Here is a 16011-nt window from a genome sequence, read left to right on the forward strand (position 1 = left end):
TTGTGGATTTTCAAGATAAACGATACGTTGTCGGGATTGATCTGGGGACTACCAATTCAGCGGTATCATATGCTGATCTGACTTGCCTGAACACCAAGGGAGACGGTGCCGGCATTGACAATGGAATAAAAGTCTTCAAGGTGCCTCAATTAACCGGGCCAGGCGAGTTTTCGCCTGTCTCCGTGCTGCCCTCTTTTTTATATATTCCGGGTGAGTATGATCTTTCCAAGGATGCTCTGAAGCATCCTTGGAAAAAGGAAAATGACCTGTTTGCCGGTGTGTTTGCAAGGGACCATGGTTCACAAATTCCATCCCGGCTGGTTTCATCTGCAAAAAGCTGGCTATGCCATTCCCGTGCTGACCGTGAAGCGCCGATTCTGCCGTGGGGATCAGAGAATGTGGATAAGATTTCCCCGGTCAAAGCGACCAGTGAATATCTGAGACATATTCGAAAAGCGTGGAATCACTTTGTTAAAGATGAGGATTTGTTTCTTGAAAATCAATTTACAGTCATAACCGTTCCTGCATCTTTTGATGAAGCGGCTCGTGAATATACCCTGAAAGCCGCAAGAGAAGCTGGGTTTGGTAAAAATATAACGCTGCTGGAAGAGCCCCTTGCCGCGTTTTATGCCTGGGTGACACGCCATGAGCATGACTGGCAATCCCATGTCAAGACCGATGATCTGATCCTTGTTTGCGATGTGGGCGGGGGAACAACCGACTTCACCTTGATATCTTTGAAAGAGGCCCATGGCAGTCCTCAGTTTGAGCGTGTAGCTGTTGGAGACCACCTCATTTTAGGCGGAGACAATATAGACCTTATGCTGGCGCGTTATGTCGCATCAAAATTTACCCAAAAAGCAAACCTGACCCCGGATCAATGGAAAACACTGAGTTATAAATGCCGTGCCGCAAAAGAAAAGCTTCTTCTGGACAGCGCTGAAAACGGTGATGACAATCGGGTTAGAATCGTATTAAGAGGTGAAGGCCGCTCTCTTATCGCCAATACCTTGTCAGCGGATCTGGAAAAAAATGAGCTGGAAGATATCCTGTGCAACGGCTTTTTTCCAGAGGTTGAGCCCAGCCTTGCACATCCTAAAAAATCAGGCAAGGCAATGGCCGAATTTGGTCTCCCATATGAGCAGGAACCGGCAATAACCCGTCATATCGGATGGTTTTTAGAACGCCATCGTGAAAGTGTCAAAGCGATTCTGGGCAAAGAGCCCATACCTGATCATATTTTGTTTAATGGCGGTTCACTGAAACCCTCCGTGTTTCAAAACAAAATCAGGTCAGCTATTCGAAAATGGTTTTCCTGTGAGGACCAGGCCCTGCCGTCATTGCTGGACAATAGTGATCCGGATCTTTCCGTTGCCCTGGGGGCCTCTTACTATGGTCTTGTCAAACAAGGCATGGGGGTGCGTGTGGGCAGCGGCAGCCCCAGAAGTTATTATATCGGAATTGCTTCGGATAATGTCCAGAATACCCATCGCTCTCAAAATGAAACCTGTGGCCCAACGTGTGAAAACGTACTGTGCGTGGTGGAGCGTGGTTTGGATGAGGGGTCATTGATCCAGCTCCCGGAGATGGAATTTGAGGTTGTGACCAACCAGCCGGTTCTTTTTTCAATGTTCAGCTCCAGTTTCAGATCCGGTGATAAGAGTGGTGATATTCTTCAGGTTGATGATTCCCTGACATCGCTGCCCCCCCTTAAAACCGTTATTAAATTTGGGAAAAAAGGAGAATCAAAACGGATTCCGGTTAAGGTGGAGGTGGAATATACCGAAATGGGAACCCTTGGGATGTGGTGCCGCTCAAGCGTGTCATCCCATCGTTGGAAACTTCAGTTTCAATTGCGCGAACCCCAGGCCGGAGAAGCCAACGAGAGTGAAGTCTATGATGATGATACTGTAAATAATGTCCGTAATCTGTTGACGGACGCCTTTTGCGGCTCTGCCGACAATGCCCGGTTGTCTTCCGTTGTAAAAAACATGGAAAAGCTGGTGGAGACAAAGAGGAATAAATGGCCTTTGTCCTTCCTTCGGGCCGTGGCAGATCATCTGCTTGAAAATGCCGGATGGCGGCACACTAGCCCGGAGCACGAAATTCGATGGTTGAACTTGACTGGATTTTGTATCAGGCCGGGCTTTGGTGATGCATTTGATGAGGCGCGTATGCCCAAATTATGGAAAGTTTATTTACAAAAAAGCGTATTCCCTAAAGCCAAGCAAAATGCCCTTGAATGGTGGATCTTTTGCCGTCGAATTGCCGGGGGATTGACTGCCGGTCAACAGCGGCAGTTTTTTCAGGATATATCCGGCTATTTATTGGCAAACAGCGGGACCGGGAAAAAACTGCCTGTGCAGGAGATGACCGAAATGTGGATGGCCGCAGCAAATATGGAGCGCCTGTTGATAAAAGACAAAATTGCTTTGTCAAAAAAGCTGATCCCCCAGTTGAAACCGGGCAAAACGCCGCATCAGATGTTTTGGGCCCTGTCCAGAATTGGCGCCAGAGAACTTCTTTATGGTTCTGTGGACAGGGTTGTTCCGGCAAAAGAGGTGGAAAGATGGACAAAAAGATTGATGAAGATCAATTGGAATCCAAAGGATCCGATTTCCACTGCATTGGCCCAGATTCTCAGGAAAACAGGGGATCGAACCCGGGACGTTTCCCAGGATGTGATCCAAATAATGGTTCCGTGGTTTGAGCAGATGCAGGCGTCTCAAAAGTCATTGAATATGATTCAGACCGTCATTCCCATTGAATCAGCCGATGAAGCTTCCATTTATGGGGAAAGCCTTCCCCAGGGCCTTATACTCAGCAGTCGCCCAAGACTCGGTGATTAGAAGGCCATTGAACATCAGCGGATTTTTGATTCAGTCCAATGATGCACCTGTCCCGTGCGCTGGCAGGGAAGGGAATGCCAGCCAGATATGAAGGAGTGTCCATGTCAGATCCCGCCAAATTTCGTTTTTCCGTTGACCGCGGCGGCACCTTCACGGATGTCTATGCCGAGGTGCCAGGGAGACCCGGGTTCAGGGTTATCAAGCTTTTGTCCGAGGACCCCCGGAACTATCCTGACGCGCCCCGGGAGGGAATCCGGCGCATCCTGGAAGAGGTGACTGGAAAACCTGTTTCCAAAGCGCTGTTCGACGAAGGCCAGATTGAGTGGATTCGCATGGGGACCACCCTGGCCACCAACGCCCTGCTGGAACGGAAAGGCGCGCCCAGCGCCCTGGTGGTGACCCGGGGATTCCGTGATATTCTTCAAATCGGGAACCAGGACCGTCCCCATATTTTTGACCTGGAGATCAAAAAGCCCGAGATTTTGTACCGGGAGGTCATTGAAGCGGACGAGCGCCTGAGAATCCTTCGGGCGGATGAGGACGCCCCGGCAGGGAGAGCAAGGATCGTGAAGGGGATTAACGGTGACCGCCTGGCAGTGATCCGCCCCCTGGATACAGAGGCCATAAGATCCGATCTTAAGGCCGTCTATGACCGGGGCATCCGCAGCCTTGCCGTCGTGCTCATGCACGCCTATGCCTGGCCGGATCATGAACTGGCCATCGGCCGCCTGGCCCGGGAGATGGGGTTCACCCAGGTCTCCCTCTCCTCCCGGGTCATGCCCCGGGTGAAGCTGGTGGCCAGGGGCGATACCACCATGGTGGACGCCTACCTCAACCCGCATATTCGCACCTACCTTGACAGCTTTAAATGCGGGTTCAAGGACAAACTTGTCCATACAGGCCTTCTTTTCATGCAGTCCGATGGCGGCCTGGCCGGTGCCGACGGTTTCACCGGCAGCCGGGCCATCCTGTCCGGGCCTGCCGGCGGGGTGGTGGGATATGCCATGACCACCTTTGATTCTGAAAAAAAACAGCCTGTCATCGGATTCGACATGGGGGGCACATCCACGGATGTCTCCCGGTTCGGCGGGGAATACGAACTGGTCTTTGAAACCCAGACCGCGGGGGTGCGCATCCAGGCCCCCCAGCTTCACATCAGGACCGTGGCCGCCGGCGGGGGTAGCCGCCTTTTCTTTGACAACGGCATGTTCCTGGTGGGGCCGGAATCTGCCGGGGCCCACCCGGGGCCGGTCTGCTACCGGAAAGACGGATACCTGACGGTCACGGACGCCAATCTGGTGCTTGGCCGCATTCAACCCAGGCACTTTCCCCATATTTTCGGGTCCACCGGGGACCAGCCCCTGGACGTGGAAGCAGCCCGGCAGGCCCTGGCCGCCCTGACCGAGGAAATCAACGCTTACGGCGCCGCTGGCGGGCAGCCGCCCATGACAGTGGAGGAGGCTGCCCTGGGCTTCATCCGGGTGGCCAACGAGGTGATGGTCAGGCCCATCCGTGAGATTTCGGTGATGCGGGGATTTGATATCAAGGAACACGTGCTGGCCACATTCGGGGGGGCCGGCCCCCAGCATGCCTGCGCTGTTGCCCGGGCCCTGGGGATATCCAACATTTTTATCCACCGGTTTTCCGGCATTTTGTCCGCCTACGGCATGGGACTGGCCGATGTGGTCACCGAGCGGCAGCAGCCCTTTGCCGCCGTTTTATGCCTCCGGGCCTTGAAAGAGGCTGAAACGGTTTTCCAGCGGCTGGAAAACGAGGCCCGCCAAGAACTGCAGGATCAGGGATTCTCCCCAAAGGCCGTTGACGCCACCCGGTTTCTTAACCTGCGGTACCACGGGACAGATACGGCCATCATGATCCCCGGGCCTGAAGACAATGACTATGCCAAGGCTTTCAGGGCCGTCTACAGCAGGGAGTTCGGGTTCGATCTGCCGGGGAGGGAAATCCTCATCGACGATATCCGGATCCGGGCCCGGGGCAGGATTGCGGGTTTGCACCAGGCCAGCATCCCAAAGGCCCAGGGGGCGCCGCCGGTGGTGGACACGGCCCAGTGCTGTTTTGAAGACGGATGGCAGAAAACCCCGATCTATGATCTGGAAAAACTTTTCGCCGGCCACTGCATTGCCGGCCCGGCCATTCTGATCCACCAGACCTCCACCATCCTTATCGAACCGAACTGCACTGCGGCCATTACCCGGAACGGCGATGTGGAGATCAGGGTGGGATCGGGTACGCGGGCGCAAATCGGCACTAAAATGGACCCGGTCCAGCTCTCCATTTTCAGCAATCTTTTCATGTCCATTGCCGAACAGATGGGCCGGATGCTCCAAAAGACCGCCATCTCCACCAATATCAAGGAACGCCTTGATTTTTCCTGCGCTCTGTTTGGACCCAATGGCGAATTGGTGGCCAACGCGCCCCATCTGCCGGTTCATCTGGGGAGCATGAGCGACGCGGTAAAGGCGCAGATCCGAATCCAGGGAAGCGGTCTTATGCCCGGGGATGTGCTGGTCTCCAACCATCCGGCTGCAGGGGGCAGCCATCTGCCCGACATTACGGTCATCACCCCCGTGTTCAAGGACGGCCAGGTGATTTTCTGGGTGGGATCCAGAGGCCACCACGCTGACATCGGCGGCATCTCTCCGGGGTCCATGCCCCCGAACTCCCGCACCCTTGAAGAGGAAGGGGCCTGCATTACTTCGTTCAAGCTGGTGGAGGACGGTATTTTTCAGGAAAAGGGCATTTCAGAACTGCTGCTTGCGCCGGGCAAGTTGACCCCGGCACCGGGGCGCCCGGCCATCTCCGGCACCCGGCTTCTGGCAGACAACATCTCCGATCTAAAGGCCCAGATTGCCGCCAACCGGAAGGGGATCGAACTGGTGCTGGAGATGGTGGATCACTACGGCCTTGATGTGGTCCAGGCCTATATGAAGCATGTCCAGGATGCGGCTGAAGAGGCGGTGCGCCGACGGCTCCGGGCGCTTTCCGCATCCAAGGGGATGGCTGAACGGGATACGATCCGCGCCAGGGATTATCTGGATGACGGCAGCCCCATTGCCCTGTCCCTGACCATCGACCGGAAGGACGGCAGCGCTCTGTTTGATTTTCAAGGCACCGGATCCCAAATTTGGGGAAACTGCAATGCCCCCAAGGCTGTCACCAAGTCGGCCATCCTCTACTGCCTGCGGTGCCTGATTGAAAAAGATCTGCCCCTGAACCACGGCTGCCTTATTCCCATCACCGTGAATATCCCCAAGGGCTCCCTGCTTGATCCCTCTGCCGGGGCCGCGGTGGTGGGCGGCAACGTGCTGACCTCCCAGCGAATCACCGACGTGGTCCTCAAGGCGTTCGGCGTGGCCGCCGCCTCCCAGGGCTGCATGAACAACTTTACCTTTGGCAATGACCGGTTTGGTTACTATGAAACCATTGCCGGCGGGGCCGGGGCCGGTCCTAGCTGGCACGGCCAGACCGGGGTCCATACCCACATGACCAACACCCGCATCACTGATCCGGAGATCCTGGAGCGGCGATATCCTCTGATTCTCAGGGAGTTTTCCATTCGCCGGGGGTCCGGCGGCAGGGGCCGGTTCAACGGTGGGGACGGTTTAGTGCGTGAGGTGGAATTTTTAGAGCCCCTCAATGTAGCCATCCTTTCCGAACGCCGGGTTTTTGCCCCCTACGGGCTTGAAGGCGGTGAACCCGGAAAAAAAGGGGTCAACCTTTTCATCAGAAAAGACGGTGCCTCAATCTGTATGGGCGCCAAGAACGAAATCCTGGCTCAACCCGGCGAGCGTTTCCGTATCATGACCCCCGGCGGAGGGGGATTTGGCACTCCAACAGCCAATAAAGATAGGAATTAGGGCCTTGGAACGTTGTCTCCAATGAATAGTCAATAGTCAGATTTGCATGATACAGACCGTTCAATGTTATAAACTTAAGTATTGAGTATTGGGTTACCTAAGGGTAATTACTCGGTATTTTACCGAATTTGACTCCTGACAGATAATACCATTATTGCGGGGTTTGTATTTACTATATTTCATTGGTTTTATACAACTGTATTGGAATCCTTTTACGCATTTTAAAATACTGATAGCGGGTATGAAAGAGTTTCAGTTTTCATGATATGTGGTGAGATAGCCGGACCCGTTCAGGCACATGTTAATTTTTTATTAATTAAAATTGACATATGTTAATCTATATATTAGATAGTATGAACAAAAGTTAACTTTTTATCTATTGCCTTAATATGAATAACATTAGTTTCCATTCTTTTTATCAAAGATTAATCAATGAAGGTATTATTACGTCTCAAAAAGAATTAGCTTCATTGTTGGATGTCAAAGGTTCTGCAATATCCCAGGCAAAGAGACGAAAAGTAATCCCACAAGCATGGGTATCAAAAATTTCCGAAAAAATGAATTTAAGCCCCAAATGGATTAAAACAGGCAACGGGGATAAATATTTTGATAAGATTTGCGATGACAATCATACTTTTGAGATCGTCCCAAAAGTGAAGGCTCGCTTATCTGCGGGAGACGGATCTTTCGATGTCGATCAAAAAATTTCCGAATACTATTCATTTCAAAAAATTTGGTTAAGAAAAAAAGGGAATCCCAAAGATATGGTTTTAATGGATATCTCTGGCAATAGTATGGAACCTGAGTTGAAAGATGGAGATACAGTTCTTGTTGACAGATCTAAAAATGAAATATTGGCGGGAGCAATATATGCAGTTGGTGTTGAGGATACTGTTTTAATAAAAAGGGTTGAAAAGCTTCCGGACAAGCTTGTTTTAATAAGTGATAATGAAAAGTATTCCCCAATATACATAACAGGAGATGATATCAACCGTGTAAGAGTTTTAGGGAAAGTCATATGGATTTGTCGAGAAATCAATTAAATAATGATTATCAAAAACAATTTAAATCTAACGCTGTTTTTTGAAAAAACAATAATATGAAAATTTTAAAAGTCATATTCGGAATAATACATAGATAGCCCTATGAAAGAATTAAAAAAAATATTCTCTCGTTTAGGGATGAATCAAGAAAACGGTTTATTCATATCATCAGAACTCAGGCAAGAAAGAGTATTGTCACATAGGGTTGAAAAACTTTTTGAGAGTAGATTAAAGCCAGCCGCTTTTTTTTGCATTGATAATAAACCAACTGTGCTTTTTTATAATTCTCCCCCAAATAGGAGTGATTTATTCAAAGCCATATGGAACTTCAATGAATCTCCTGTCGTTATTATAAACGAACCAGATAGGATTGAAATCCTCAATGGGCTTTCTTTCCTTGACAAGGAAAATACACTTGAGAAATTAGCCGAGGAATCTAACCTTGACGCGTTTTCATATTTTGAGATTGTGACTGGAAGGGTATGGCAGAAATTCGGAGATAGATTCAAGTATAATAATAGAGTTGATTACAAGCTGCTTGAGAATATTAAAGCTGCGAGAGATCTTCTTATTAGCCAAGAAAATATCAATGATTATTTGGCAAACGCTCTACTTGGAAAATGCTTGTTTATCAGATACTTAATTGATCGAAAAGTTAGAATAAAATTTGATGATAAAATTCTGAGAGCCTGGAGCAATGATGAGTTTTGTCAGCTTTTAGAAGACAAAACCAAAACAATTAAATTTCTAAATTATTTAAAAGCACATTTTAATGGGGAAGCCTTTCTAATAGAGGATGCGCTACTATATGACATCCCCGATAGCGCTTTTGAAATTTTAAAAAAATTATTGTTGGGAACAGAGATAACAAGCAACCAAATGTCATTGTTTGATATCTATGATTTCTCAATTATTCCTGTTGAATTTATAAGCAACGTATACGAATACTTTATTGGAAGAAAGCAACAAGCTAAAAAGGGTGCCTATTACACTCCTCTTTTTTTAGTTGACTATATTATTTCTAAAACCGTTACAAAGTATCTTAAAGACAATCCTGATAGCTATAAATGTAAGATATTAGATCCAGCCTGCGGGTCTGGTATTTTTCTTGTTGAATCATTGAGAAAAATGATAGAGCACTATCAAGAAACAAACAATAAGACTTCACATAGTAGTCGTAACTTTAAAGAAGTATTAAAAAAGATCACCGAAGAAACAATTTTTGGTATAGACCAAGATAAAAATGCAATTAATGTTGCTATTTTTTCGGTTTATCTTACGTTGCTTGATTATCAAGAACCAAAAGAAATAGAAAATTTCAGATTTCCGAAATTAATAGAAAAGAATTTTTTCATTAAAGATTTTTTTAATGAAAATGATATATTTAACAATGCGTTTCAAAAAATTGATTTTGACTTCATTCTTGGTAATCCACCCTGGAAGAGAGGCAGTGATAAAAACGCTCTTTTCTTAAAGTATATTAATAGAAGACGAACACTTGAATCCAAAATATCAAACACGGTAATTCCGTCAATCAGCAACAAAGAAATAGCTCAAGCCTTTTTGCTCAGAACAAGCGATTTCAGCTCTAAAAATACGAAATGTGCCTTAATTGTAACCAGCAAGACATTATATAATCTCAAAGCAGACGGGTTTAGAGAATATTTTTTGAAAAATTATTTTCTTTCGAAAGTTTTTGATTTGTCTCCGGTTCGAAAGGAAGTGTTTGACAAATCAAATGACCCTGCGGTTGCACCTGCAGTTATTCTTTTCTTTAATTATGCACATGGACAATCAACTGATAAAAATATAATTAATCATATAGCTTTGAAACCCAATCGTTTCTTTTCGCTTTTTAAAATTTTTGTTCTGCAAAAGAATGACATAAAACAGGTTTTGCAATCTCGTTTAATTGAAAATGATTGGTTATGGAAGATATTGCTTTATGGTAGTTATCTTGATTTCCATTTAATCAAAAGACTTAAAACTCAGTACGAAAGCATACATAAATCAATACAAAGAAAAAAATATTTATGTCTCACGGGGATTCAGTACGGCCAAGACAAAAGAAACTCAAAGCACTTGATTGGATTGCCAATTATTAGTGTAAATCGAGTGAAACCTTTTTTTATTGAACCACATTCTAAAGAAATTTTCTCTAAATCTTATATACACAGGCCGCGTAATAAAGAGCTTTTCGAAGGTGAAAGGCTCATTATTAAAAAAGGACTTAACCCATATTTTAAATCAACCTCTGCCATAATAAGAGAGAAAGCTATTTTCAAAGATTCACTGACAGCGATAAAAATCTTTGAGCACTCCAATATTAAGGACTTAAAAACATTTTGTGGTCTTCTCCAATCAGCAATGTTTTCCTATTTTATTCTTATGACCGGCTCATCAACAGGAGTTGAAAGAGAACAAGGATTCAATGAAGAAAAATTCGATTTTCCATACACGAACAATCCATTAGTGTCAGAATATGTAAGCAAAATTGAAGAATTATGTGATCAACTTGTAAATAATAAGAATAAGTTATTAGATACTGAGGTGCTATCAATAGAAAGAAAAAAAAACAAACTGTTGGAAAAATTAGACGAGGAAATTTTTAGAAGTTTCGATTTAAATGAACAGGAATTAGCATTAATTGATTACGCTATCAAAATAACCATTCCTCTAATTATGAAACATAAGAAGTTTGAAAAAAACACTTTAAGTCCTTTGTTGGTAGAAGATCCATTTCTAAAAGATTACTCTCAGGTTTATTTTAATCGTTTTAAAAAATCATTTGAAAAACACAATAAAAAATTTGTGCTCCAAATACTTTACAATGAATATTTAGTAGGAATGTTTTTTAAAGTTATTGATGCCAAAGATTTCATAAGGCAAGTTATTTGGAAGCAAGCGTCAGAAAATAGCATAATTTCAAAACTTCACTCTCTTGGTTGCCAAAAACTTACAAAAAATCTTTTTCTTCAGAAAGATATAAGAGGCTTTGAAAAAAACGGATTTTATATTGTAAAGCCGAATGAAAAAAAATTATGGCATAAAGCTATAGCTCACCTTGATGTTACTGAATTCGCTGATGCAATGTTGAAAAAGGACTAATATAGTAAAAAAATGAACCAACCGCTTGATGCTTCAGTTTTTATAGAATCGGCTAATTTTAAATTAGCTGAATTTCAAGACATTCTTTCTAAGATAGTTGAGTGCTATAAATTAATGATGTCTGATGGGATACTGGTGAATAATGACGAAAACGAAATCAGAGATGTTTTGCATAGAGATTATTTAAATAACAACAGCATTAGAAATAGTTTAGGATTAACGGATTATCTCTTTGACCCTGAAGTTCCAGAGGCAAATACTCAAGGAAGGACGGATATAAAAATACAGACACCTGATACATTTTTGGACACATTTGCATATTACATAATTGAATGCAAAAGATTGGATAATGGAAATCCAAGTGGTAGAACAGGCCTTAATGCGAAATATATTAAAAATGGGATCATGCGATTTGTTGAAGGAAAATATTCAACATACTGCAAGCTGAATGGTATGATTGGATTTATTGTTGAGACTATGGATATAAATAAAAATATCCAGCATATCAATTGGTTACTTGATTCTAAATACTTCCAAACAAACACTTTAGAAAAATTAAGTTCTCAACTATTTATTCAAGATTTTAAATACCAGTACTGTTCAGTTCACAAGGATTTAAAAAATAACAAATTTAGCCTGTATCATCTGATGCTGGATTTTTCAAAAAACTTGATATGATAATCACTTCCCAGTTAAACAGTAATCGGAACATCCGGACTTTGTCTATCATGTGTCGCCGATAGGCTTGCTAGTAAAGTCCGTCACTTCTTTTTTCAGTGCTCAGGTCACTCTCAATTGAGTACGAACGTTACAGGCCTTGATCCGCTTTATGACGGAACATTAAGAAAGAGACCAAGACCTGTGTTGAAACGTTCCGGATTTACGGCGTGCTACCGTATCCCATGGGCAGCTGCTTGAACCGGCCGCCATATATAATGGGATCTCCTTCATACCCCAAGGCTTTAAAGTTAATGTAATCGGTTTTGTTGATTAAATGCTCAACATCCCGGCCTCTGGATTTCATATAGGAAAAATCGGTACCCTTGTGGGCGATTTTTTTGAAATCCACATTGCGGTTGTCCTGGTGACACCGGTTGCAGGTTGTCTCCCCTTTCAGGCTTTCATGGCACTGGGCACAGGAAAGGGCCATATCCGCAGGCATCACCTCATGTTCAAGCCGCCAGTACATCCAGGTCTTTTTCCATTTGTATGATCCTGAATAGGGCAGGCCCGCCACGGACATGCCGTCCTTAAAGGCCTTGTTCCAGTCCCGATTCTTCCAGAATGCGGTCTTATCCTTCTTGTCTCTGGGAAACAGATGGGGCACTAAAACGATGTCATGGTCCGCATCCACAGCCTGGATTCCCTTCATGATCTTAAACGGTGTTATTTTTGACGAAGGGTCTTTGATGGAGCCCACCGGCGTGGTCAAATTGATCACTTCGGCATTGATATCCACCTTGTCTCCCAATAGTACCCGATGCATATATCCCGAATACCACCGGTAATCGGGCATCGCCGACTCTTCCCACTTAAAAAAGCCTTTTTTCCAGTTATAATCCGGCTTGCCGTACTTATCCATTTGGGGCTTTCGGTCTTTATCCCCGGCCTGGGACCAGTCCCAGTATGTTTTAGTGGGTTTGCACTTGGCAAATACCGGAGAGTGGCACACATTGCACTCCAGGGTTTTACAGTGATTATCCAGATGATGGTCCAAAAGCCCGCCGCTGTAATGGGGATTTTCTCCATGGCAGTCCTGGCAGGAGACCTTGCCCTCGGCCACGGGAACCGAGGTGCTCCGACCCGCAATCCGGTGGTTCCGGGTTTTGTGGCATTCGGTACAGGAAAAATCATATCCACCCATGTGGACATCACAACTGCGTTCCGGGGTCAACAACTGCCTGGACATATCGGCATGTTTGATGGCATCGCCGCCCCCGCCGTTGAAATGGCATGCACCGCAGGTGGCGCGGCTGGCATGTCCGACCTTTGTGGCCACCATCTTCAGATCAACGTCTTTAGCGGGCATACCCGCCGCCGTGGGCTCTTTTTTATAGGTACCCGTGGTATCATGGCACACCAGGCAGTCAATTTTTGACATGTCCGTAAAATCAAAACTTGCATCTTTCCAGCCGTAACCTGCATGGCAACTGGTACAGCGCGGCTCGTTACTGATGACATTGATGCAATAGTTATTCAACGCCGTAGCCGCCTTGCCGTGCAGAATCTCTTTGCTGTGGCCGGTGGTATACGGGGACGGCCCCTTCCAGAGCCAGTGGGCGGTTTTAATCATATCTTTACCCTGGGTTTCATGGCATCTTAGACACTCGGCGGTTACCTGGAACGGATCGGCATTGTCCGGCAGGTTAACCAGTTGGGTGTGGTCCGGCACATTTTTCAGGTGGCACCCTGTGCAGGTCGTCGGCCCCTTGGCTTCAGCCTTATGGCATTCCATGCATTGTTGGTGATAGGCGGCTTTCAGACCGATCCGTTCAGGGTGTTCACTGTTAAATGCATCCTGGTGGCAGGCTGAACACCGGGTGGTTTCAAGCGCAGCCTCATCTTTGGGACGATAGTGGTGGCACCGGGTGCAGTCCTGGATCAAAGCGGCATGCCGTTTATGGGCAAACCTGACCGGACCGTAATGGTCTTCGCGGTTTTTAATAATGGGGCTGTCCAAAAGAAAATAGACATCATGGATATCCGACAGGGACAATCCCTGATCCAAAAGCCGCATTTTACGTTCCGTATGCCCTTCGTTTTTGTACGCACTGACAAACGGGACCGTCTCCTTTGCCCGCTCTTTTGCCGCCTCCTGGTCCGGTGCGGTCCACGTGTTGGCCGCCCGACCGGGCGATGTCGCAATGAACAATACACCTGCCATAACAACAAAGACTCTTATCCTTTTTATCAATTTTATCATCGGGACACCTCCTGTGAGGCTTGGAGCACCGGCAGATAGGTAACCGCGATCTTGTAGATGAACATAAGCGTGGCAATCAATCCAAAGGTCACCATCATCTCCCCGATGGAAGGGAAATACCCCGGATCACTCAGCGGCGGTTTAAATCCGACAATAAATACGTTGATCCGGTTCAGGACCACCCCAGCCACAATAAGCGTTGCCGCAATAAAAAGGCCTTTGCGTGATGCCCTTATTTGGGAAGAAAGCAGCATAAGCCAGGGAAGGATCACACCCAAAACCAGCTCCGCCACAAAGGCATTGCTCTGGGCCGTGCCGTCCAGAAGATAGATCCAGGTGCCCCGGACCGCCATATCCCCGATTTTGAGTACCATATAGAACCCCAGAAGAAAGATGGTGATCCGGGTTAAGGGCGTCAGAATATTCATTTCCGAATCCAGCTTGAACGAAGAGGTGGCAATGGTGGTTTCAAATACCACCATGGGATAGCCCACGGCAAACGCTGATGTTAAAAACAACAGCGGCGGCAGAATGGGCGTATACCACAACGGATGCAGTTTGGTGGGAGCAATGAGCATCAACGATCCCAGACTGGACTGGTGCATACACGAGAGTACCACCCCCAGAATAATCAAAGCCCACATGATCTTATCGATAATGGCGTCCCCGATGTGTAAAATGTCATCCACCAGGCCGTTAAGCAGGGCCAATGGACCCGGCAGGTTTACATTTCCTTTAAACTGCTCTGCCACAATGGGAAAGAATTCCAGATAAAGTACATTGAGATAGCACATGACGCACATGGCCACTTCAAACAATACGGAGTTGGTATTCCAGTTGAACATGGGTTTCCAGATCGCCCAGGAACGGCCGATATCCACAATCAGCCCAAGAACCACAAAGGTGTACCCTAAAACAGCGGTGAGCAGTGCTGGCCGGGTGACAGGTTCATAGGCATGTCGACCAAAAATATGGGCCACAGCCGCCGTCGTAAATCCGCCGGCAGCCAGGGCCACGCCTGTGGCTACATCCACACCCACCCAAAGCCCCCAGGGCCGGGCCGTGCTTAAATTTGCCACATATCCGATCCCCCCGGTAAACCGGGCAAGAATGGCGACAGCACCGGCAACCATAAAGGCCACCATCACCAGAACCCCGGGGGTCCAGAACGGTTTTCTTAATGCCATGGGTTTATGCATTACGACCTCCTTTCTGAGAAGGCGTCTCTTTGGGTTTTTGGGCTTTGTGTGTGCCGAACATAATCGCGCCTAAAAGGCTGAAAAGTGCAATGGGCGACCACAGATAACTGAACAGTGAGTGCTGGATGTTTTCCGACAGCTTTGGCATGGGCTTATCCGGCAAAACCGGCAGGTTGACCGTTTCAAAGGGAACCGCAGAGATATAAAGCCAGGAGGTGCCCCCCGCCTCTTTCTCCCCGTAGATGTGGTCAATATACTTACCCGGGTTCTGGGTCAGCCGTTTTTGGGCCATGTTTAACAGGGTGTTGCGTTTGCCGAATGTCAGGGCCTCGGTGGGACAGATGGTGGCGCATCCGGGCAGTCCGCCATCCTTTGATATCCTGTCGTAGCAGAACGTGCATTTCATCACCCGGGGGGTGACAGGATCAAAATACTCGTATGCCGGAATCTCAAAGGGACAGGCCACCATGCAGTAGCGGCAGCCGATGCATTTGTCCACATTGTACCGCACCGCACCGGTCTCGTCCTTGGTTAGCGCACCCACAATGCAGGCTGACACACAGGCCGGATCCTGGCAGTGCATGCACTGGACCTTGGCAAAGGTGGGAACCGGGGTATCATTTTCATCCACTGTTCCGGTAAAATATCGGTTGACCACCGTGTAGGCCTTATCGTCCGGACGCCGCTTCTTTTCAAAAATAGTACATTGACAGGCAGCCCGTTCCGGTGTTGGCAAATGGTTGACTTCGGCGCAGGCCTCTTCGCATTTGCGGCACCCCACACACCGGGTCAGGTCCACCAGACACCCGAACGGATCCGGCGGGGATTTAGACTGCCAGGTGTCGGCGGCTGCCGGCGCAACGGTTGCCGTAGCCGTAGCCACGCCCATGATTTTAAAAAAATGCCTTCTGCTCAGCTGCATTGATCCTCCACAAAAATTTAAGCGTCATACTGCATAAATGGGTCATGCAAACGCTTGGTTTTTTCTTTTCTTTGCCTATTTCGAATTTG

Annotated in this window: 8 protein-coding genes; 5 read left to right on the forward strand and 3 right to left on the reverse strand. The window is 47.1% G+C overall.

All coding sequences use genetic code 11. The features are described 5' to 3' along the window. The first annotated feature begins 2 nt into the window (after window positions 1-2). From Q366_RS07230 to Q366_RS07250, 5 genes are all read left to right on the forward strand, one after another. Window positions 3-2849, forward strand: coding sequence for an Hsp70 family protein (locus Q366_RS07230; protein ID WP_035237636.1), 2847 nt, complete (start codon window positions 3-5; stop codon window positions 2847-2849). A 101-nt stretch (window positions 2850-2950) separates the two neighbouring features. Continuing rightward, window positions 2951-6727 carry a hydantoinase B/oxoprolinase family protein gene (locus tag Q366_RS07235; RefSeq protein ID WP_035237638.1) on the forward strand — a complete coding sequence of 1259 codons (3777 nt, stop codon included), beginning with the start codon at window positions 2951-2953 and terminating at the stop codon, window positions 6725-6727. A 389-nt stretch (window positions 6728-7116) separates the two neighbouring features. Next, window positions 7117-7770: a LexA family transcriptional regulator gene (locus Q366_RS07240; protein ID WP_035237640.1), complete on the forward strand. Its 654-nt coding sequence runs from the start codon at window positions 7117-7119 to the stop codon at window positions 7768-7770. Between the two features lie 102 nt (window positions 7771-7872). Beyond that, a complete protein-coding gene (locus tag Q366_RS07245; RefSeq protein ID WP_035237642.1) occupies window positions 7873-10878 on the forward strand; it encodes an HsdM family class I SAM-dependent methyltransferase in 3006 nt (1001 codons plus the stop codon). A 12-nt stretch (window positions 10879-10890) separates the two neighbouring features. Beyond that, window positions 10891-11556 (forward strand): hypothetical protein, encoded by a 666-nt coding sequence (locus Q366_RS07250; RefSeq protein ID WP_035237643.1) that lies wholly within the window; start codon window positions 10891-10893, stop codon window positions 11554-11556. Window positions 11557-11758: 202 nt separating this feature from the next. Here the strand turns inward: Q366_RS07250 and Q366_RS07255 are convergent, their stop codons facing one another. Genes Q366_RS07255 through hybA form a run of 3 tightly spaced genes read right to left on the reverse strand, consistent with a single transcriptional unit; the run spans window position 11759 to window position 15922 of the window. Beyond that, window positions 11759-13801, reverse strand: coding sequence for a tetrathionate reductase family octaheme c-type cytochrome (locus tag Q366_RS07255; protein ID WP_035237645.1), 2043 nt, complete (start codon window positions 13799-13801; stop codon window positions 11759-11761). After that, complete coding sequence (gene nrfD / locus Q366_RS07260; protein WP_035237646.1) at window positions 13798-15000, reverse strand: NrfD/PsrC family molybdoenzyme membrane anchor subunit; 1203 nt, start codon at window positions 14998-15000, stop codon at window positions 13798-13800. Before nrfD ends, Q366_RS07255 begins: the two co-directional genes overlap by 4 nt. Next, on the reverse strand, window positions 14993-15922 hold the full coding sequence (gene hybA / locus Q366_RS07265; protein ID WP_035237648.1) for a hydrogenase 2 operon protein HybA: 930 nt from the start codon (window positions 15920-15922) through the stop codon (window positions 14993-14995). Before hybA ends, nrfD begins: the two co-directional genes overlap by 8 nt. Window positions 15923-16011 lie beyond the last annotated feature (89 nt).

This window comes from Desulfobacter vibrioformis DSM 8776 (genome assembly GCF_000745975.1).
GTDB lineage: Bacteria > Desulfobacterota > Desulfobacteria > Desulfobacterales > Desulfobacteraceae > Desulfobacter > Desulfobacter vibrioformis.

Coding starts and splice junctions, on each gene's coding strand:
- Q366_RS07250 (WP_035237643.1), top strand. CDS start 10,891: ATGAACCAACCGCTTGATGCTTCAGTTTTTATAGAATCGGCTAATTTT.
- hybA (WP_035237648.1), bottom strand. CDS start 15,922: ATGCAGCTGAGCAGAAGGCATTTTTTTAAAATCATGGGCGTGGCTACG.
- Q366_RS07235 (WP_035237638.1), top strand. CDS start 2,951: ATGTCAGATCCCGCCAAATTTCGTTTTTCCGTTGACCGCGGCGGCACC.
- Q366_RS07255 (WP_035237645.1), bottom strand. CDS start 13,801: ATGATAAAATTGATAAAAAGGATAAGAGTCTTTGTTGTTATGGCAGGT.
- Q366_RS07240 (WP_035237640.1), top strand. CDS start 7,117: ATGAATAACATTAGTTTCCATTCTTTTTATCAAAGATTAATCAATGAA.
- Q366_RS07245 (WP_035237642.1), top strand. CDS start 7,873: ATGAAAGAATTAAAAAAAATATTCTCTCGTTTAGGGATGAATCAAGAA.
- nrfD (WP_035237646.1), bottom strand. CDS start 15,000: ATGCATAAACCCATGGCATTAAGAAAACCGTTCTGGACCCCCGGGGTT.